13 protein-coding genes and 4 pseudogenes are annotated in these 20,229 nt (G+C 64.9%); 7 read left to right on the top strand and 10 right to left on the bottom strand.

Translation table 11 applies throughout. The features are described 5' to 3' along the window. Positions 1 to 319: 319 nt before the first annotated feature. Together AB0M67_RS34375 and AB0M67_RS34380 are read left to right on the top strand one after the other, a co-directional pair. The gene (locus AB0M67_RS34375; protein WP_365751550.1) at positions 320 to 1,711 is read left to right on the top strand and encodes a Tat pathway signal protein; all 1,392 of its coding nucleotides are present in this window, start codon (positions 320 to 322) and stop codon (positions 1,709 to 1,711) included. Positions 1,712 to 1,745: 34 nt separating this feature from the next. After that, positions 1,746 to 2,222, top strand: coding sequence for a TrmO family methyltransferase (locus tag AB0M67_RS34380; RefSeq protein WP_365751498.1), 477 nt, complete (start codon positions 1,746 to 1,748; stop codon positions 2,220 to 2,222). An 883-nt stretch (positions 2,223 to 3,105) separates the two neighbouring features. Here the strand turns inward: AB0M67_RS34380 and AB0M67_RS34385 are convergent. From AB0M67_RS34385 to AB0M67_RS34410, 6 genes and pseudogenes are all read right to left on the bottom strand, one after another. Continuing rightward, on the bottom strand, positions 3,106 to 3,561 hold the full coding sequence (locus tag AB0M67_RS34385) for an ATP-binding protein (protein ID WP_365751499.1): 456 nt from the start codon (positions 3,559 to 3,561) through the stop codon (positions 3,106 to 3,108). A 528-nt stretch (positions 3,562 to 4,089) separates the two neighbouring features. Next, the gene (locus AB0M67_RS34390; RefSeq protein ID WP_365751500.1) at positions 4,090 to 4,569 is read right to left on the bottom strand and encodes an ASCH domain-containing protein; all 480 of its coding nucleotides are present in this window, start codon (positions 4,567 to 4,569) and stop codon (positions 4,090 to 4,092) included. Then, the gene (locus AB0M67_RS34395; RefSeq protein WP_365751501.1) at positions 4,566 to 6,632 is read right to left on the bottom strand and encodes a GNAT family N-acetyltransferase; all 2,067 of its coding nucleotides are present in this window, start codon (positions 6,630 to 6,632) and stop codon (positions 4,566 to 4,568) included. Before AB0M67_RS34395 ends, AB0M67_RS34390 begins: the two co-directional genes overlap by 4 nt. Positions 6,633 to 7,344: 712 nt before the next feature. After that, positions 7,345 to 8,115: an HNH endonuclease gene (locus AB0M67_RS34400; RefSeq protein ID WP_365751502.1), complete on the bottom strand. Its 771-nt coding sequence runs from the start codon at positions 8,113 to 8,115 to the stop codon at positions 7,345 to 7,347. 401 nt (positions 8,116 to 8,516) lie between these two features. Then, positions 8,517 to 8,735, bottom strand: a pseudogene (locus AB0M67_RS34405) (hypothetical protein); the annotation flags it as partial. Between the two features lie 163 nt (positions 8,736 to 8,898). Further along, positions 8,899 to 9,999, bottom strand: coding sequence for a hypothetical protein (locus AB0M67_RS34410; protein WP_365751503.1), 1,101 nt, complete (start codon positions 9,997 to 9,999; stop codon positions 8,899 to 8,901). A gap of 1,071 nt (positions 10,000 to 11,070) precedes the next feature. Here AB0M67_RS34410 and AB0M67_RS34415 point away from each other — a divergent pair. Continuing rightward, positions 11,071 to 11,244: an HNH endonuclease signature motif containing protein gene (locus tag AB0M67_RS34415; protein ID WP_365751504.1), complete on the top strand. Its 174-nt coding sequence runs from the start codon at positions 11,071 to 11,073 to the stop codon at positions 11,242 to 11,244. Positions 11,245 to 11,427: 183 nt separating this feature from the next. Next, a complete protein-coding gene (locus AB0M67_RS34420; protein ID WP_365751505.1) occupies positions 11,428 to 12,309 on the top strand; it encodes a hypothetical protein in 882 nt (293 codons plus the stop codon). Between the two features lie 373 nt (positions 12,310 to 12,682). Here AB0M67_RS34420 and AB0M67_RS34425 read toward each other — a convergent pair. The 3 genes and pseudogenes from AB0M67_RS34425 to AB0M67_RS34435 form a co-directional block, all read right to left on the bottom strand. Further along, positions 12,683 to 12,867: pseudogene (locus AB0M67_RS34425) on the bottom strand (hypothetical protein); the annotation flags it as partial. 1,136 nt (positions 12,868 to 14,003) lie between these two features. Then, complete coding sequence (locus AB0M67_RS34430; RefSeq protein ID WP_365751506.1) at positions 14,004 to 14,342, bottom strand: thioredoxin domain-containing protein; 339 nt, start codon at positions 14,340 to 14,342, stop codon at positions 14,004 to 14,006. Positions 14,343 to 14,423: 81 nt separating this feature from the next. Then, a complete protein-coding gene (locus tag AB0M67_RS34435) occupies positions 14,424 to 15,842 on the bottom strand; it encodes a DEAD/DEAH box helicase (protein WP_365751507.1) in 1,419 nt (472 codons plus the stop codon). A gap of 496 nt (positions 15,843 to 16,338) precedes the next feature. Here AB0M67_RS34435 and AB0M67_RS34440 point away from each other — a divergent pair, with 496 nt between their 5' ends. Then, positions 16,339 to 16,554 (top strand): DUF6243 family protein, encoded by a 216-nt coding sequence (locus tag AB0M67_RS34440; RefSeq protein WP_365751508.1) that lies wholly within the window; start codon positions 16,339 to 16,341, stop codon positions 16,552 to 16,554. Positions 16,555 to 16,805: 251 nt separating this feature from the next. On the opposite strand, the pseudogene AB0M67_RS34445 reads toward AB0M67_RS34440, so the two are convergent. After that, positions 16,806 to 18,045, bottom strand: a pseudogene (locus AB0M67_RS34445) (tyrosine-type recombinase/integrase). 82 nt (positions 18,046 to 18,127) lie between these two features. Here AB0M67_RS34445 and AB0M67_RS34450 point away from each other — a divergent pair. Both AB0M67_RS34450 and AB0M67_RS34455 read left to right on the top strand, forming a co-directional pair. Further along, positions 18,128 to 18,325, top strand: a pseudogene (locus tag AB0M67_RS34450) (DUF3631 domain-containing protein); the annotation flags it as partial. A gap of 693 nt (positions 18,326 to 19,018) precedes the next feature. Beyond that, positions 19,019 to 20,212, top strand: a complete 1,194-nt coding sequence (locus tag AB0M67_RS34455) for a right-handed parallel beta-helix repeat-containing protein (RefSeq protein ID WP_365751509.1) — start codon at positions 19,019 to 19,021, stop codon at positions 20,210 to 20,212. The last annotated feature ends 17 nt before the right edge of the window (positions 20,213 to 20,229 follow it).

The following is a 20,229-nucleotide window of genomic DNA, read 5'->3' on the forward strand; positions in this document are numbered from 1 at the left end:
CCGGGGCCTTGCCACCGCCCGGCCGCACAGCTACCTCGCCGCAGACGAGGCCAATCCGTCCGCCGACTTCCTACTGACCGCCGTCATGCTCAAGCGCGTGAGATGCCAGCAGGATTGACCGCCATTGCGGGGACTCTCTCCTGCAGCTCGGCACGGCCTTCTACCGATTGGACACCGCTTCGCAGGTGACTTGCCACCACTTCATCCGCACTACAGGTCAGTTGAGCACTACTTTGGATCTGCACCCGTTCCCGAGATGCTGACGGGTGCAGGTCTGGTCAAAGTGGTCAAGGACTGCTTTCAGCGGCGGGGGCACAGCATGGCGCGTGAGAGGAACGAGCGGCTGGCCGCACTGCTGGAAGAAGCATGCTGGTCGCGAGCCCAGGCGGCGGCCTCGTACAACAGGGTTGCCGCTGAGACGCTGAACGGCGAAGTGCGGGAGAACTCCAAGATCGGGCGCTCCCACGTGAGCATGTGGGTGGGAGGCGTGCAGCCGACGGGGGTCGCGCCCGCTATCTTGTGCCAGGCATTGTCTCGTCGGTTGAAGCGTGAGATCACGGCACAGGAGGCCGGGTTCACAACTTCCATCTCACCAAGACCGGGGGTCTTGGACTGGCGTGTCGATCCTTTGATCGCGCTGAACGACTTGGGGAGTAGCGTTGACACGGATCGGCGTCGGCTACTGGCAGGTGGGGTGTACTCCGCAGCGGCCCTCATCCTGCCGGACGAGGCATGGTGGGACACCATGTTGCGGCCTCCGGCCGAGGAGCCTTCGACGGGAAAACGTGTCGGTCATGGAGACGTCGACACCGTACGAGAGCTCACCCTGGCTTTCTCCCGGATGGACCAGCGGCGTGGCGGCGGCCACGGCAGGCGGGCGGTCGATGAGTATCTGAAGCACGAAGTCCGCGACTTCCTCCGGGGACGGTTCGTCGACGAGGCGACACGACGCGGGATGTTTTCGGCCGCTGCCGAACTCGCTTATGCGTCGGGCTGGATGGCCTTCGACAACAGTGAGCACGCCATCGCGCTCCTTCGCTTCAATACCGCGGTGAAGCTCGCTGCTCGGTCGGGCGACGCCCCCTTGAGCGGGCACGTCCTGCGCGCCATGGCGCACCAAGCGCTTGACCTTGGATTTCGCCGTGAAGCTCTCCAGATCGCGCGGGTCTCGGTGCACGGCGAGCGGTACGCGGCAGCCACACCCCGCGAGCGTGCACTTCTCGGCGTGGTACATGCGCGCACCCTTGCCGCGAACGGCCACAAGCCGCAGGCAGCACAGGCGCTGCTGCGAGCTGAGGATGACCTGTCGAACGCCCATGACGGGATCAGGGAGCCGAGTCGGACCTTCTTTTTCGGCGAGGCGTCCTTGGCGCACGAGACCGCGTGCACCCTACGGGACCTTGGTGATCACCAGGGGGCCGTCAAGGAGTTCCGGCGCTCCGTGCGTACGCGCGGAGCCGCTTTCCGGCGCACGCATGCCGTCACTCTCGGGTACATGGGCGCCACGCAGATTGCCCAGGGCAGTGTCGAAGAAGCGTGTGCAACGTGGTCCAGCGTCCTGGACGCGATGGAAGACGGGATCTACTCCGGCCGGGCTCGGCAAAGGGTTGTCGACATGCGGCACCTGCTGTCGCCCTACCGCAAGCGCGGCATCCCGGCAGTGGGCGTGCTCGACGCCCGCGCGGCTTCGTATCTCGCCCAAGTAGATTGACCACATCGTTAAGACCGAGCCGAAGGTTGAGGCCATGGCATTGGAGATCAAGCCGATCGGGGAAGTTGTCGCGGGCCGCACCGACGTCGCCGATGACTACTGGGGCGGCATCGAGTCAGTGATCCAGCTCGATGAGGACGCATTTCCCCTCGACTCCGTCCAGGGACTGGAAGCCTTCTCCCACCTGGTGGTCGTGTGGCATTTCGACCAGGCATCGCCCGCCGACATCGAGTACCACGCCCGTAGCCCTCGAGGAAACACGCAGTGGCCGGCCACGGGGACGTTCGCCCACCGCAACCACCGGCGTCCCAACCAGCTCGCGCAGAGCTTCCCGCGACTTCTCAAGATCGACGGGCTCAGCCTGCACGTGGCCGACCTGGATGCCGTGGTCGGCACGAAAATCTACGACCTCTCGCCATACTTCGAAGAAATGGGGCCGCGCGGCCCGATCCATGAGCCCGCTTGGCCCGGCGAGATGCTGACGGACTACTGGACCACCGCGACTCACTAGGGGTCTCATCCGGCTTCGGGGCAGACCGAAGTGGGGAAGCGCATGCCGGATGTGTACCGACTGAGGACCAACGCCACGCTCGCGGCCGGGACAGCCAGACTCGGACCGGTTTCACCAGGAGTACGCCGAACTCCTTCGCGATGACTCGCAGGTCGGCGGAACGTGGGGGATCGAGAACAAGGCCGTCGAGATCGCGGATCACCTAATGCTCGCCTCCAGCCAGCGGGAGAGCCACCCCGCGGCCGGGGCCGGCACGGAGGTGATGAAGCGCTCGTCGGCGGCTCGGCGTGACCCGCTGTGCGCGTCACTGGGGCACATGCTGCACCTCAACGCCCGCCGCGCTCGAAGGCCAGTGTTCACCGATTGGTAGAGAGCGGTGGCTGGGACGCCCCTTCATCTGCGCGGAGTCGGTGGGCAAGCAGCTACGGGGTGCCCTCGCGCAGAACGAGTTGGACGGGGCAGGGGCGGTCTTGGACGGAGCAATGCTCAAGACCTGTGGATCAGCTCCGGCAGGATGCGGAGGGCGTACCTTGCCGACTGATCCCTGTGATGGTCACCGAGCAGGCCCGCGTTGGCGCGCGGGTCGGAAAGGCACGCCCGTGCTCAGCGTAGTCACCGCCGACGGCACCACCGAGTCCCGGCCGCCGCCCTCGCGATGGTGTTCAAGCTCGTCGAGTCCGCCCAGGACCGCTGGCGCGCGATCACCGGAGCCCACCTGGTCCCCCGTGGTCCGGGCCAGCGCCCGGTTCGAGAACGGCGTCCTGGTCGAGCAAGGGCAGGCCACTGCCGCCTGACGCACCCACGATCCTGCCCTGAGCCCACACAGGTCAGGAAACCGCCGCCAGGAACTCAAGAGCCGCGGCCACGTTGGACGACACGTCGATCACAGCCTCCAGCACCAAGCGGTGATCGGTCCACGGGGCGAACTCCTCCCGCAGCCTTTCCACCGCCGCCCACCTCGGTTCCAAGAAGCCATCGATCCCGCGGGAGCGGCCTTCCAACGTTGGCAGTGCACTACCGGATCCGAACACACCACCTCGATGAACGCCACCGGCACGCCATGACGACGCGCCAGCGACCGCCACTGCTCCCGCGCCGCTTCCACTGCGTTGACCGCGTCGGCGATCACCGTCTGGCCAAGGGCGAGCACACCGCCGGCCACGGCTTCGGCCACGACATACGCCGCCAGACCGGTGGGCTGGTCACGCGCCACCCCCGCACGCCATATCGCTGCCTCGATCGGGTCGACAGAGACGACCGGAGCAGCCAGCCTCCGCCCCAACGTCTCGGCCACCGAACTCTTCCCCGCGCCGGGCAACCCCGCCATCACGATCAACATGACGACACCCCCGCACCCCCAACCGCCATCAAGGCCAGAACCGGGCAGGCAGGCATCCCCGGCCCGGTCATCCAGTCACACCACCTCATCCACAGGATTTGACAATTGCTCCCTCTGTGGCGATAGGCAGGGACGCGGGCCTGCAGGCTCACGTCACCGTCGGCGCCGATGCTTGCTCGCCGCAAGCGGGACTGGGCCACCACGAGCCCCCCGCACGGCGGCCTTGGAGCCCCCCTTGCCGCTACGCGCCATTCCCAAGGGCCAAGAACGATCAGTTCGGGCCACAGGCATGGAGGCCCAAACATCCACCTGGGCAGCGTTCTCGCTGTTCATTCGCTGAGCCACAATCAAGGGTAGGTTGATTCCTTAGCTCCGAGCACGAGTTCGAGCAGCAAGGCACAATCCGCGACTGACTCGAAGGCATCGCCGAAGCCTGCCGCGGAGTGAAGCCCGCACGGCCGCATGCCATGCGTTCCCCCTGGCCGTTGTTCGAGAGCCGACCCATCGAAGGACTTCCGGAGCCGACCACTAAGCGGGCGCCAGATCACCCAGCGCCTCACGAAGGGCCGTCACCACCACGGGTCCGGCTTCGGCTACCTGCCGCAGGTCATCGCCCTTCATGTAGCGGTAGCTCTGCGGAGGATGGAAACTTCCCTTCGCACGCAACGCGCTGAGCGTTACTGGCTCGTAGAAGGACACGGGATCCGCCAGCGTGAGGCCACTCGCCTGGGCGGCGCCGCTCATGTAGGCGTCGTACTCGCGTCGAGTGATCCCCGTCTGAGCACGATGTGCCGACCAGACCTCCTTGGGAGAGGCCACGTGGACTGAGGCGATGCGCGCCATGCCCACCAGGGCCATGGTGGGCGCGGTCGCGTAGAGCAGGACTGGTGTTCCGGGAGGCGCGGCGACGCGTTGGCGGCGGACCTCCACCGTCTTACTGCCGGCCAGGATCGCGATGGCGAAGCGCGGGTGGACGGACAGCAGCATCGCGCGTTCCGGATCGTTCACGTCTTTCGGTGCCCCTCTTTGTAGACCGCCTGGAACAGCTTGTTACTGATCTTCGACAGCGAGATCAGCGAGTTCGACGACCAAGGTAGTCCCAGCTCCCTGGCCAGCGAGGCCAATCGCCGTAGCGTTACCGGCTCGGGAAAAATCTCGGTGTCCGAGAACCTCAGCGCCATGGCACGACCGGAGGCGTCAGCGGCTCCGTGTACCTCAGCTCGACCATATACGCCCAGGTGTTCGAATTTCGAGAAGAGGGTGCCGGGTGTGTCGATGAGCACCTCGTCCAACCGCGAACTGCCCACGATCATCTGGCTTTCCACGCTGGAAGGACCCTCGCTGACGTACCAGAGGAGGCGACCGGGAACGCTCTCGCCTCGGTGCCCTGAGGTGCGGTAATAGACGTGCTCCCTGCTGATGCCCAGGACGTGGCTACGCGGTAGGAGCATGGCCGGGAAGTTGAACAGTTCGGTGGACCAACGCGGTTTGATCGGCAACAGGAAGGATGGCAGCCCGGAGTCGATGACCTTCGCCGGCCACCAGGCGCGCTCCACCACAGCGGCAACCTCGGCAGGCATCCCCTCCTGCAGCGTAGCTGCCTCTATGGTCAGCTCACGAGCGAGGCCGCCGGCCACTGCCTCCACCTCAGCTGCCGTACCGCACGCATTCACCAGCAGAGCCACGAGCCTGCCGTCGTGCTCGAAGAAGCCGTCGTCCCCAGCAGCTGCCTTGGCGACCGCGGAGGGATGCGGATCAGTGATCCGTATGATCTCCGCGCCGAAGTCACGCCCAAGGCGCTTGAGCAGGAAGAGAAGTTGCCTGGCCAGGGTCTCTTCGAGCGCGTGCTCTGCGGTGCGGAGCACGGGGACAATCAGCGTCCGCCCGTCCAAAGCCCACGCATAGAGGGCGACGGGGTGCCCCTCCCCGTCCCGCAGCAGCTCGCGGCGCCATACGACCGTGTCCGCGGTCAGAGAACGCAAGCGTTCAGCGAAGGCCGATCCGTCGTCCCCGCCGGACTGATTGAAGAAGGCGACTAGTTCATCCTCCGCGCCTGGGGACACCTCCGTGGACCGGAAGTCCGTGCCCATCAGGTCGGCCGGGCGGTACACCTGGGCCTGCCGAAGCTCGTCCACGTGCAGCGTCACGGTGGAGGGCGATACGACACGAACCCTGGCAACCTCCCAAGCCACGTCCGCCAGGCGGGACAGGAGAGGGTTTCGAGTAGCCAGCACTCGGAGGCCAGCGCACGAGGTCTCAGCCACGTACTGCGCGCAGCGACGGAGTGCCCCGTTGTCGGGCAGGTCCGGCAGCGAATCCGTCGCCGCGCTGAGCAACTCAGCCGTTCGTTCAGCCACGGCCGCAGAGGCGGGAGTGAGCTGACGCAGTCCGGGCAGCGCCGCCCTCTGGTGCTGGCGCTCGGCAGTGTCGGCGATATCGCGGATCTGATGGACCAGTTGCGGCGTGTAGGCGAGCTCGACAAGGTCCGTCATCCAGCCCGCTTCCAGCGCGCGGGATTCTTCTACATCGGTTGTATAGGTGAGTCCGCGGAGATCAGCGAACACCGCGTGGTCGATCGCCACCACCAACAGGGCGTCACTCTCCACCTCGGTGAATAGGTTGGGGTGCCCGAGATCCAGCCACCATCCGTCGAGGATCTCTCCATCCCGGCCGCGTCCCCGTACCTCGCCATGTGGTAGGAACCCCAGGCTCGTCCACATGGCGCTGAGGTTGTAGTCCCGACGGCACTTGGCCTTGATGCCGAGCCGTTGTGGATACCTCTGCTTGATCTCTTCCACCAGTCGCCGCGCGATGCTCTTGCCGCGCTGCTCTTCCGCCACGCACAGGTGGGCCAGGCGAATGTGCGCACTCCTCTTCGGGAGCCCGAACAGTGCGTAGCCGATCACCTCGTCCGCTTCAACGGCTACGAGTAGTCCACCGTCTTCCGCTGCTTTGCTGTACGCGGGAGGCTTCAAGAGCCCTAACGTCTTGGTGTAGCGATTGCCCAGCGTGATGGCCTTGTCGATCAACTCGTTCTGCGCAGGCGCAACTGACAGCAACTTGATCGCCACTACTCCCCCTCCAGAAGGGCCGACCGAGACCAGCCTCAACTCCCCTGCCAGTACATACAGGGAAAGCTGATCTCAACGGAAGCCGTCCTTCAAGGGGGCACGAGGGCGCATAGTGCTGTAGCGGTAGTCCCAACACGGCTACAGGCGTAGCGAACCCGATCGGGTTCGCTACGCCACCGTGTCGTCACGCTTCTGCGGCCGGCCTTTCCTCCGCCTCTGCCTGGCGCAGTTGCTGCCCGGCCTCGGTGCCGATGCCCCGGGCGAGCCTCCGCTGACGCTTCGCCGTTGAGTGCTGGTAGATCAGCTGGAGCCGCTCCAAGGACTAGCCAGCGCGGACTGTGAGGTCCTTCAGTTTGGCGCCGGTGTCGGCGTCGAATTTGGTGCGTTGGGCCCGACGTCTCGCAGCCACGAGAGCTCTGTTCGACACCCGGACCGTGCTGACGACCAAACTTTCGCCTGGGTGGTAACGACGCACAAGACCGGCATGGCCCCGTGCTATACGTACTGGCCACAGTGCTCGCGACCGCTCTTGACCGGCGACGCACGACCCGGTTATCGGCGCCATCCGCCAAGTCGGCGATCTCAAAGTGAAGTCCGGCTGACGGACCTCCCCGGGCCGTAAATCCGATCCTGTCAGTGAGTGATAGCACTTTGATTCATGCGCATACCTGACGCTACTGACCGAGCACACACATCACCAAATCAGGCATTCTTAATGATATAAGGGGCTCACGCCATGATTCTCACCAAGCCATGCTTGATATCCGCGCAAAACCGGCCCAAGTATATTAATAACCAACTCAAGACCGAAAACGACAAGGACGTAATAGACCTCACCTCGTGAAGTATAAAGAAAATCCGACTCCCACACACGTTGCACAGTCTCACCTGTGGGCAGAACCCAAGACTTATCGGCACCATATATGCGACGGGAATGAATCGGCCAAAGCTTCCCTTTACCGTAACGCGCATAGTCTCGGATAGGATCTAGCTGAACATCGGTAACCAAAGAGTGCCTGCCGACAGGATCATTCAGCAAGCGCGCGGCCATCGACTCAAGAGCAGCCTTCGCCATAAACCGAGAAACTTCCGCTACTCGCCACTCATCGTTTGACCCTGGAATACTGAGTACAGCTTTGCCTCCGTAGGGCAAGTAGGGCACGGCGTCCCACGGCACGTCAATCACTCCGCCGACAACACCACCAGTATATCGATAGACCGTCGCAGGGAGGTGGGGGCCAATCGTCCCTTCCAGGGGAGGGATGCGGCGCTTTTTGCTCGGTATGGCCTGATGGAAACGCAGAGCAACAATCTCAGGCAACTCCAAGAACGGCTTCTCAACCTTAACCGCAAAATAGTTATTGCATTTATCGCAGACCACACCTGCAGGCAGCGTCATAGTGGTGTTGCCTAGCGATTCTGGCACAACATGCTCGATGCTACGCGATCCTTGAGATTCCTTCTTGCAGAAAAGGCATAACATTACTCCCCCTTAAACCCTATAATCTAGCCCATCCATGGAAATTTGATTCTAGGGTTTCGCACCACAGGTATGCCACTCATTTCGGGAGATCATTCCTGCGCGCACTGATCATTTTAAGACTGTGGCCGGAATACGACTGAGGGCGCGAGCAAGGGTGGCGCCGAGTCTGCATGGACGCCCTGCAGTGCTTGCGGTCCCACACAGCCACGATCTGACTCATCGGCTGAATGCCAGCGCCTCGTGCGACGCTCACGGCACGGACGAGTGGGCCCCAGAGAACGCTGATCCGAGCCAGCAGGTGGAAGCAGGGCACCACGCGGTGCCCGCCTTCCATCTCCGCAGGTTCGCCAACTTTCAGAACCAACCGTGAGTCCGCGACCGCAGGTCCCCCCGCGCCCGGGCTACGCAAGGAGGGATCGTGGACACTCGGTGTCATGCGGCGGTGGCCAGCGCAATGATCGCTGTTCGTAGGTGATGGGGCTGATCTGGCCGAGGCTGGAGTGCCTTCGTCGGGTCTTGTTGTAGCGGGTCGCCCACCGGAAGGCCGTGAGCCGGGCCTCACGGGCCCCGTTACGCAGTTTCCCGCCCTGGAGTGTCTCGCGTTTCATGGTCGCGTTCAGCCCCACCCAGTCTCGCTCCAAGTTCTGGCAAGAGTAGCGAGGGCCACTGACATCATCAGCTGAGATTGCGCCCCATCCGTACCCGTTCGAACGGAAAGCCCCGGTGAACCACGTTTTCCAAGATCGCTCAGAGTTTGACTCGGTAATTGAGATTCCGCCGACCTCAGATCTGCGCGTCACGCTTAAGGCACAGGTCCGGCATGGGTCCGCCCTTGCCACAAGGACATTCAAGGCCAGGGAACCCACACCAGAGCCCCATGGAAATTTCTTCACGAAGCTTATCTTCCGCAATCCCTCTTTCTCTAGCCAGGCTCGCTTCCCATTCAAGCGGGTCGCGATCAACCGGAGGGGCCACTAGTCCTTTCGCGCCAACATCGAGACTGATTGGGAGACTCAACGGTTCAAACTCCTCGACGTCGGCAGTCAAGCCGCAGATTTGACAAAAGTATGAATGCGCCACAAAGATGTCACGAATGTCGTTCGTACCTCCATCCCCCGGCTGTATCGAGTGCCCTACCAGCATCCCATTGTGTCCTCCGGCGGGGCACGGAATGCCGTAACCGCTCTTCCCCGGGCCGAAGATTCCTCTCTGATCCCACTGCAGTGGCTCCCTGCGCGTGCCGGGGTACCGGCCTCCATAGTTCTCCGCATCCCGCGCGCGTGCCCTGGCCAATCGCGCACGCATGCGACGAGTAACCTCATCCAGGTGAGTCTTCCCCAGACTGCCCCGAACTCCAATCCACGTAGACCAGTAATCATCTGTAGATTTATCTAGCTCTGCTAGTAGTGCATCGACGATATCGAAGCATGTGACCAGGTTGGCCTCGGCCGTAGGCCCGTTAATAATCCCAAGGTGCGCTACCCCATTTCGCGCTCGAAGCACAGAATTCCATCGCTGACCGCTGATCCGGTCAAGTCGCTTTGTGAATTCTCGCGCCAACTCTAGAGAGTCTTTCGCGGTAATAGAAGCGCCTGTTTCTATACTGCGCTCTCCAGCATGCCGTGTCCGATGCTTGACCACGCCCGTCACATGAAGGAGCAGCGTGGTGTTGTCTGCGATAAGTGCGGGATGCACGTTGAGAAGAAAACCCTTGAGCAGGTGTTCAGCCGCAACTTGCGCATGATGAACAGCAAGATCGTACGCAGGCGGCTCGGCTGAGGCGTGCCGCAGAGCCTCGTGCATCCAGCGCCTCGACGAGGCATAGAACATGTCAGCGTCGAACGTTTCCCCACTGCTAAGCATGCAGAGATCGTAGCCAGCCATCCGCGCGATGTAATCAAGGTTTCCCGTACTGGGGACGAGAGGCTGCGCCGGCGAGCCCGTGACGTGGGCCGGAGAACCAGGCTTAAACACCACGTTTGTCAGCACGGCGGCGCACGGGGCACTCTCCGTCGCAGGCGACATACCTGACGTGGTGACTGGTTCCGTCGACGCTGGACGGCACGGCGACATCCGGACGCAGGGCGCGCCTTCCCTGGCACTGCACGCGGGGCCGTGCCACAACGTGCCAGTAGAGACGGTGAACAGCGGTCATAACGGGTTCGCCGGAGGCGTTCAGGGAAGATCCATCAAAAGACTTTCTCGCAGGTCAGAGGCAGTACTCCTGCCCGAGTGCCGGGTGATTCCCAAGCTCAGAGCGCGAGTTCGATTCTCGTCACCCGCTCCATGAAAAAGCCCCAGGCCGGCGGCCGGGGGCTTCTTTGTTGTCTAAACCTCTCAAGGACCTCCTGCTCGACTGCGCGCAGCATGCCGACTGCCAGTCGGGCATGGGATTTGAGCGCAGGACGCCGCCTCGACCTCCATGGAACCGACCTGCGTGAGGCTCGTGCGCCCAGAATCGCGCGAGAGACAGTCCGGACGCCGACGCGACACCTCCGTATAGGCTTGAGCGCAGCCCTCCACAGCTTCTGCAAAGGCCCAAATAGATATGAACGCCTGGAGCGTCAGCGCGTCGACCACATGAGCGAGGGCCGCTGCTGGAGGGACTCGCACCCGCCAATGCAGAAGACGCTGTCCTTCGCGCGGGCCACCGATCACATCCCTGCGGACGGTTTCGTACCCGTCGTCCTTCCTATGGCTCTTTGCTCGGTGGCCTTATGAGCATCGCCCCGTTCTTGTCAAGTTGCTCCACCAGGAGAGCGAACGTCACCTAGCGTCTGATCCGATGGACGAGGGCGAACGAAAGTGGCAGCGATGAGCGCGGGCAGCAGGGTGCGCAGAGGAGGCCGGTCCGCCCAGCAGGTGGCTCTGGAGGTGTGGGTTCGCAGTGGGGGCCGCTGCGTGCTGTGCAACACATACTTGCTGGACGGGCCAATGTCAGGGCGGACGGTGCGCTTGGGCGAGATTGCGCACATCGTCGGGCAGAGCACGCATGAGCGCTCACCGCGAGGCGCGGATCCGCTGGAAGAGACGCTGCGGGACGAGGCGGACAACCTGATGCTGCTGTGCGCTCAGGAGCACACCGAAATCGATGCGAAGGCCACACAGGATGTCTTCCCAGTCACGTAGCTGCATGGTCCTCGATACCCCGACGCGCCCAGGGAAAGATGACTGATCTCAAACAGTCAAAGAAAACCCCGTGCTTCCTAGATCACCACAGCATACAGGCTCAGGATCTTCACGAGACGCGGCAAGTCTTCGCGCATCAGTGGCGGGCATAATATGCTTGCAGGACCAGAAGAGAGGTGCACCGTGCGCGACCTGATGCAAGAGCTCGGTTTTGAAATGTCAATTAAGGAACGAAGCAAGCGCAAGGCCCTAATGCCGAAAGCCGAGCAGCTCCTCTCCTCTTGGGATCAAGTCACCGACAAGCTTGTAACAAAAAAAGGCACAATCGAAGCACTCAACTACCAAAAGTCACTTAGAACACTCAGGGATTTCTTCACCGTTAACGCCGACTGCTTCCCGGAAGGGTTTCATCGCTATGCACAAGATCGCATAGGTCGACAACGCTGCCAATCGGGACAAAACTCTATAGAACAGATGCGACGCAGTCGCCAAACGGAAGACATTGGGGATCTATTTTCAGACATCCTGGGTGATCCTCCGAAACGTCCCACACGCCACACAAATGAGCGAGTAGAAGTAGAGAGGGCAGCATTCGACTGGCCAACTCTCCTGATCGGGGCTTCCCTTAGCCCATTCCTCCAGGCGATTTCCACAACCTACGGGAATCAGGCAGCTGAGAGAATTGGACTATGGGCACGTTTTCGACTCCGCCGAATTATCAGGCGAGAAATCCAGACCGGGGCCGGAACGGGAATCGTGGAGCCAGGGCGACGCCCAGGAATTCCAGTCCCAACCCTCCAATTGACCGAAGAGAAAGGCTGTAAGGTACTACTCGACGCATACATCCCCCTAGAAGCGGTGGCTGAACTTTTCAATCTTGACTTCACTATTTTAATAAATGAATACGATTCACCCCCGTACATTATATGGTCGTGTGATGCTCAACTGTGGCGAGCCCAAGGAACTAAAAACAGGGCCGCCCTCTACTCGTCCTGGAATTCGACTCAAAGGCGTTGGCATTTCAGTGCTATGCCTGGCGATGAGCCTGAGAGCAGTTCAAGCTGAGATCCGACAGACGCCTAACAAGCATTACTTTTTCCTCTGCAGCTCGTCCGTGCTGCGGCGCTGGGGCGTCGGTCCCGGCCGGGCCGCAGGGCAAACAACCCCAGCACAGGAGCCATGCGTAGGCCCCGTTGCTCCAACGCAGAGGAGCCAACGGGATCTACGGGAAGAAGAAGTCAGGCCGCCGAGGCGCCCCCGTAGACAGACTCCGCCAGCTCAACAAGAAGCCAGCCAACCGATAGCAAGGGGACGGCAAAGGCTTGCCCTGGAAACGTCGACATCGTCACCGGCGGAAACAGCATCGCTCCATTCCGGATCCGCGATATTGATCGCGACCCAGGCCGGTGCCCCGCCCGTCGCCGTGGTCCTGCGCCCGCGCGAACCGAGCCAGTGCGTCCTCATCCGTGAACCCGCAGATCCAGCGCACGCCGCTCAGCTCCGCGGTCCACAATCCGCCGTCATGGAAGGCACGAGTACCAGAGAGCACCGCAACTGCCCGACCAGCGCACGCAGATCCCCCAGCCCCGCCCGCTGCTCAGCGATCCGCTCCGGTAGCGCCATCCCGTCGGTCACCGGATCCCCTTGCGACAGCGTCAGTCGCATCCCAGAAACACACTAGGACACGACGCACTTCACGACGCAGCGGTTCCACAGCCCCGGACCCGGAAAGCAAGTGATCACGTACGGCGGCGGGTACAGGGACCAAGTGATATGGCTTCGAAAGGGATCTGAGAATCGGCATAACCGCGCGAGTCACCACCACTGGCCCAGCCATCGACCGCACCGCGCCCCCATACCTGCACGTCAGCAGGGTCAGTGTAGGTGCCGAGATGCCCCGGATGTTGGCCATGTTGACGAGGGACGGAGAATCGCCAACTGCCACTCACAATGGGACTGTTGGCGAGTCAGATGTGGCGAACGCATACGTGAGGCCGCGAGGCTGAGGCCGCTGCTCTACCGCGCAGGGTGACCCGATAAGTGCCGCAACGCCGTGCCACGCTGCAGCACCGTGCATGGATCGTGATCGCGGCGTCCGTAGGGTTGATCGCACTCTCCGGCGCGGCTGTGTCGGCCACGGTCCCCGACGCGGCGGGCTCCGACGACGTGGAAAAGCACCATGAGACGGCGTCCCCCGTGGCGGTCGTCAAATTCTGGACCCCGAGGCGGATGAAACAGGCGAAGCCCGCGGAGATGCCGGTACAGCCGACGGAGTGCGCGAGCTGGCAATGGTTCACCCGCCCGCACTGCTGGTGATCTCGACCGACAGGTGCCCGGTGCCGCGACGGACCGACAGCCGTAGAGGCGGCCGTCGGCATACCGCTCGCAAGACACCGCCCCACGCCTCTACCGGGCTGGCGTGCCACTACGTGCCATTCATAGGGGTAAACAGCGGTCACCACAGGCGTCATCCGGCCGCTGACCAGGAGCACATCTGTACCGCGTTTTCGCTGGTCAGAGTTATTACTTGCGATCAAGGGCTCGTTGCTTCCCAAGCTCAGAGCGCGAGTTCGATTCTCGTCACCCGCTCCACGACAAACCCCCAGGCCAGTGGCCCGGGGGTTGTTTGTTGTCTAGTCCAAGAACCAAGACCTCACCAGGGCACTCACCGGTTTGGTGAAGAGTCGTACATCTGCGGCCACGATGGTGCCCCGGCCGGTCGCCGCGGGCACAACCTCGTCGGCCAGTATGCGGCCTGCTCACAGGTGGGCGTCCAGGAACTCCCCGAGCGCTGTCCTGGACATCGGACCGCTCCCGGCCGCCATCGCCTCGCCCCGATCGATCAGCACGAAGGAGGGCGCGCCGGTGACGCCGTACCGCCGTACGGGGCCGGGACACCTTGCGATGTCGGCCCGAACGACGATCAGTCGGCCCTGGTAGACGTCGGCCACCTCCCGCACCAGGGCATCCATTTCCTTGCACGCTGCAGCGGCCTTGGGCCACACCCCGTAGAAGTACGCGAGCACCGGCACGTCCGCCCTCGCCAGGATGAACTCGAACTCGGCGTCCTCCTGGGGTCGTTGGACTCCGTTCGCCATCGGCACTCCTTGACGCTCCACTCGATGCGAGGCAGTAAGTGCCTCCTTGTGTCTCCCGACCGCGGCGGCGCGTACCGCCCGTCAGTGGGCCCTGCGCGCTCGGGCGGCCTTGCGGGCCTCCGCCATCGTGCGCGCCTCCGCGGCCTTGCGGGATTCCTTCGGGGGGCGGCCCGCGCGGGTACCCAGACCCCGGAACGCCGCGTTGCCGGTCTTCGCCCCGTCCTGCACCGGTGGGCGCTTCGCGCCTGTGATGCTGGTCAGTCTCTCCTCGCCTGAGCGAATCTGAGCGACCGTGGGCCGGATCCCGGCGTCCGACATCATCCGGTTCACGTCCCGGCGCTGGCCGGGCGTGACCAGCGTGACCACGCTGCCGGACTCCCCGGCACGCGCGGTGCGCCCGCCGCGGTGAAGGTAGTCCTTGGGGTCGGAGGGCGGATCCACGTTGACGACGAGGTCCAGGTGCTCGACGTGGATGCCACGGGCAGCGACGTTGGTGGCCACCAGCACCGTGATCTCGCCGTCCTTGAACTGGGCCAGCGTGTGCGTGCGCTGCGGCTGCGACTTCCCGCTGTGCAGAGCTCCCGCCTGTATGCCGCTGCTCCGCAAGTGGCGGGTGAACTGGTCCACACCGTGCTTGGTGTCCAGGAACATCAGCACCCGCCCGTCCCGAGCCGCGATCTCGGTAGCTGTCGCGTACTTGTCGGCGGGATGGACGTTCAGTACGTGGTGCTCCATCGTCGCGACCGAGCCCTCCGCCCGGTCGACCGTGGCGAACACCGGCTCACTCAGATATTGCCTGACCAGTTGATCGACGTTGTGGTCGAGCGTCGCGGAGAACAGCATCCGCTGCCCGCCGGGGGGCATCAGGTCCAGGGTCTCCGAGACCTGCGGCAGGAAACCCATGCCGCACATCTGGTCCGCCTCGTCCAGCACCGCGATCCGCACCCGGTCCAGGTGGCAGTCCCGCCGGGCGACGAGATCGGCCAGCCGTCCCGGCGTCGCCACCACGACCTCGGCACCCGCCCGGAGCGCCGCCACCTGCCGGCTGATCGCGAGCCCGCCGACCACAGTCACCGAGCGTAGCCCGAGCGCCTCCGCGTAGGGAGTCAGCGCCTCGCTTACCTGCTGCGCGAGTTCCCTTGTCGGCACCAGGACCAGCGCGAGAGGGCGCTTCGGTTCGGCGCGCCGGCCCGCCGTACGTGCGAGGAGCGCAAGCCCGAAGGCGAGGGTCTTTCCCGAGCCGGTCCGCGCGCGGCCGAGGACGTCCCGGCCGGCCAGCGCGCTCGGCAGGATGGCCGCCTGGATCGGGAACGGCTCCCGTACCCCGAGCCCCGCCAGCACCCCCATCAGCTCGACCGGCATTGCCAGCTCCGCGAAGGACCCGGCCGGCGGGAGGCCGGGCGCCAGTGTCCCCGGCACCGAGAGCTCGCCCCGCGGGGCCCTCCCCTGGTCGGACCTGCCGGGTCCGGAGCGACCGGAGGTCGATTGCTTCGCCTTCATGGGGGTTCCTCGTTTCGGCGCCCTGAACGGACCTGGGCCCGTGCCTTGTCCGGCACGGGCCCAGGCTCTCCGCAAGCGTGCCCCGACCTTACCAGTGCGGGCCTCACGCCGGCCGTGCCGCGGCCCGGCCGGGCACCCGGCCCGGGGTTCGTCACGCGCTGAAGGCCGGTAAGCCCCTCGACATCCGGGATGCTCTTGCCGAGCGGTACAAGGGTTCCTGCCGTAGGTGGCCGGGCGCTGGACGCGATTGCCCCGCGGCTGGAGAGCATGGCGGGCACGGTCGGGGCCCGGGCGATCGGGGAGTTCGGGATCGATGTCTCACGCTTGCACTGATACATGACCAGCATGTCCGTGCACGGCGCATACTCGGCCGAAGGCCAGGACGCCGATTTACGAGTGAGAGCGTGATGGGCCCCTGCTGACGTCCCTCGACGTCGCCACGCCCGTCCCCCACCGATGAATCCGTAGATCACTTCACATCATTTCGGGAGAACCTATGACCGTGAGCAAGAACATCAACAACCCTGTGGGCATGGGCGGCGGCCAGCGCAAAAGGCTGTCCCGCGCCGAACGGCAGAATAATGGTCCGCACCGCAACCTCGACCGCCAGGGAGCGGCCGACCGGAAGGCGGAGCTGGTGCGCAAGATCCGCGAGAAGGCAGGCGCAGCCGAGGACGCCGGGCAGACGGGCGATGACACCGCGCAGAGCTGACGCACCACTGTCGCAGGGCGGCACCACACAGGGCAGGGCCAGGGCCGCGACACACGGTCCGGGCCCGGCTGCGGTACCGGGGGTCTGCGGCCGTACCGAACGCGGCCGCTCCCGCTCAGCTCTCGGCCGACCACCAGCGTCTCAGCCGACCACCCGGGGATGGGCGTGCCACTACGTGCCCGTCAGGATGGTGAACAGCGGTCAGCCAACACGGCACTGTGTCGGCCCCCCGAGGCGGGTGTCGGAGGGGGTCAGGCGTGGCACACCACTGGCGCACCACTTGAGTCGCTGTCCGAGTCCGGGCGCCCGTCGCCGCGGTTGCTCGCGGCGTCCTTCCGCGCGGCCCGTGCGCGGGCGTCGAGACCCTGTGCGACTTCCTTCTGCCGGTCCATGGGCGAGTGCTGGTAGATCAGCGCCGCCTTCTCCGACGACTGGCCGGCGCGGCACCATGACGTCCTTGAGCGTGCCGCCGGACTGGGCGACGAGGGTGTTGCCGGTGTGCCGTAGGTCGTAGAAGCGGAAGTTGGGCGGCAGCCCGACCTTGTCCCGGGCCTTGCGCCACTTCCGGCCAAAGGTGGAGCGGCGGAAGGGGGCGCCCCGCTCGCCGACGAACAGCAGTCCGTCAGGCTCCTTGGCGGCAAACCAGTCGAGGTGCCGCCGTACATCCACGTACAAGAAGCCTGGCAGCACGACGGCGCGCTTCCCTGCCTCGGACTTCGTGTCACCGGTCACCCGGCGGCCGGTGGTCAGTTCGGGCGCGGCCCGGCTGATGCGCAGCAGGACGGGCTCGTGCTGCGCGGCGTCCCGCCGCCTGCATGGGTCGGGCTCGTCGGGGAGGTCCACGTCGGGCCGCCGCAATTCGGCCCGCTCCTCCGGCCGGAGGCTGGCGTAGGCGGCGAAGTAGACCATCATCCGCCAGCGTGGACCCATCGCGTCGGCGAGGGCGTCCACCTGCTCCACGGTGGCCACCGGCCGCTCGTCGGCGGACTCCTTGCCCGCCCCCTCGATCCGGCACGGGTTACGCCGGATCAGCTCATCGTCAGTCGCCGTCTGCGGAATCGCCTTCACGAGCCTGTACGCCTTCGCGACCGTCGTGTCTGCCTCGATGGTCTCCAGACGTTCGGCTCGCCAGGCACGGACCCGAGGAGGAGTGATCTCGTCAAGGTCCCATCGCCGGAAGGTCGGCAGGTTGTGCAGCCGCAGCAAGCGGCGGTACAGCTCGTCCGTGGTGGCCGCGAGCTTGCGCTCGTCGACCCAGCGCAAGGCGTACTCTTCGAAGTTGACGGCCCCGGTATCCGGGTCGGTCCAGTCACCTCGGGTGAGATCCGCCTCGATCTGGGACAGCCAGATGTCCGCGTCCGTCTTGGTCGCGAAGGTCTCCGGCGCGCGCCGCCGCAGCCCGGTGGGGTCGACGTAGCCGGCCGTCCAACGCCCCGACGCGTACTGCCGCACTGCTCCGAAGCGGCGCTTCGCCGCCTTCCTCCTCGCCATCAAACCGCCCTCCCGTAGTGGGCGCGGGCCCGGCGGACGGCGGGCTGGACGGTGTTGGTCTCGATGAACGCGTCAAGCACGCTCCGAATACAGCACCCATGGGCTCACGCCGCGCGGCCTGCGACTGCTGCTGAAGGACTACGGCATCAGCTCGGCCAACCACCGTTTCCCCAGCGGTGCCCAGGCCAAGGGGTTCACCCGCAACCAGTTCCTCGATGCCTGGGCCCGCTACTGCCCCGCACAGGAACCGGCACCCGCCTCCGCCACGACCGGCCCATAACCCGTCGCCACTCGTCGCACCCGTCCCCGCGCAGGTCAGCACGGGGACGAGTGCGGCACCCACAACGAGTCAACCCGACATCACCACTCCACCCGGACCTGCCCTGAACAGGCACGTGACGAGTGGTACGAGTCACCGCCCCACCAGCGGCCAACCGACACCCCCACGCCCGCCGGCACCCGCGCGCACCCCCTTCCCGGAGTACTTCCGCTTGTCCCCAGCCACACCCACCGCCCCGATACCCACACCCGGAAGCGCCGCGATCCGCGCCGGCCGCCAGCGGGGCGAACTCCTGGCCGCCTACGGGGAGAACGACATGGCCGTTGACACTGCTGGGCGGATACGTGCCATCGGTCAGGCGATTTCGTCAGGACCTGCGGGCGGTCGGGGCGTCGGCCCGGATCCTGGCGGACGAGCCGCCGGACGGGGCACGGGAGAGCCCGGAGCGGCGCCGCTTGGAGCGGACGCTGCAACGCCGCCACTGACAGGGGCGGCCCCCGGGTCCTCGTGGGCGGGCTCCAGATCCGGACAGGCCCCAGCTAGGTGAGCGGCCTCCGCCCGTTCATGATACTGAACAATAATCATGTACACGGTCATTGACGTGTCCATGGAGCGTCCCTACCGTTCCTGACCAAGCGCTTTCTCCGGTACCTCCGCTGAGTCCTGACCAGACCCAAACCACCTGGAGACCCGATGCAAGTGAAGCCCCTCATGGCGTGCGTCAGCCTGCTGACCTGCACGCTCTTCATCCTCCCCGGCACCACCGCGCAGGCTGTATCCGCACCTCACGAGGCGTTGTCCGCCGCCGCGCTGTACGTGTCGCCGAACGGCACCGACAGCGCGGCGGGCACGCAGTCCGCCCCGACGACCCTCACCTCGGCGATCGCAAGGATCACACCCGGCGGAACGATCTACTTGCGGGGCGGCACGTACCGTTACTCGCAGACCGTCACCATCCCGCAGGGCGCCGATGGCACCTCGGGCGACCGCACCGAACTGACCGCCTATCCGGGCGAGACGCCGGTACTGAACTTCGCGGCCCAGTCGGAGAGTCCGTCGAACCGCGGGCTCGCCGTCAACGGGTCGTACTGGCACGTCAAGGGAATCGTCGTCGAGCGCGCCGGGGACAACGGAATCTTCGTCGGCGGCAGTGGCAACGTGTTCGAGCGCACGGTGACGCGCTTCAACCGCGACACCGGGTTGCAGCTCTCGCGGATGGCATCCGACACCCCCCGCGACCAGTGGCCGTCCAACAACCTCATCCTGAGCGCGGAGTCGCACGACAACGCCGACTCCGACGGTGAGGACGCCGACGGCTTCGCCGCCAAGCTCACCTCCGGGCCCGGCAATGTCTTCCGCTACGCCGTGTCCCACAACAACATCGACGATGGCTGGGACCTCTACACCAAGCCGGATACCGGCGCGATCGGCGCGGTGACCATCGAGGACTCCCTCGCCTACGAGAACGGCACCCTCTCCGACGGCACCCAGAACTCCAGCGGTGACCGCAACGGCTACAAGCTCGGCGGCGAGGACATCAAGGTCAATCACGTCGTTCGCCGCAGCATCGCCTACGACAACGGCAAGCACGGATTCACCTACAACCGGAACCCGGGCAGCATGACGGTCTCGGACAACGTCAGCATCGACAACGCCGAGCGCAACTTCTCGTTCGACGCCGGTACCTCGGTCTTCCGCGGCAACGTCTCCTGCCGCGACGACGGCGGGTCCAACGACAAGACCGTGGGCGACGCCGACGGATCGAACCAGTTCTGGACCGGCTCGAACGGATCGCGGTGTTCCGCGTACGCCGGGGCGCTGGGCTGGTCCTTCGCCGCGGACGGCCGCCTCGTGGTGACCTTCGGCGGCAACCGGGTCACGCCGTAACCGTCCTCTCCGCAGGG

This window comes from Streptomyces sp. NPDC051662, from assembly GCF_040681655.1.
In the GTDB taxonomy this organism is placed as follows: domain Bacteria; phylum Actinomycetota; class Actinomycetes; order Streptomycetales; family Streptomycetaceae; genus Streptomyces.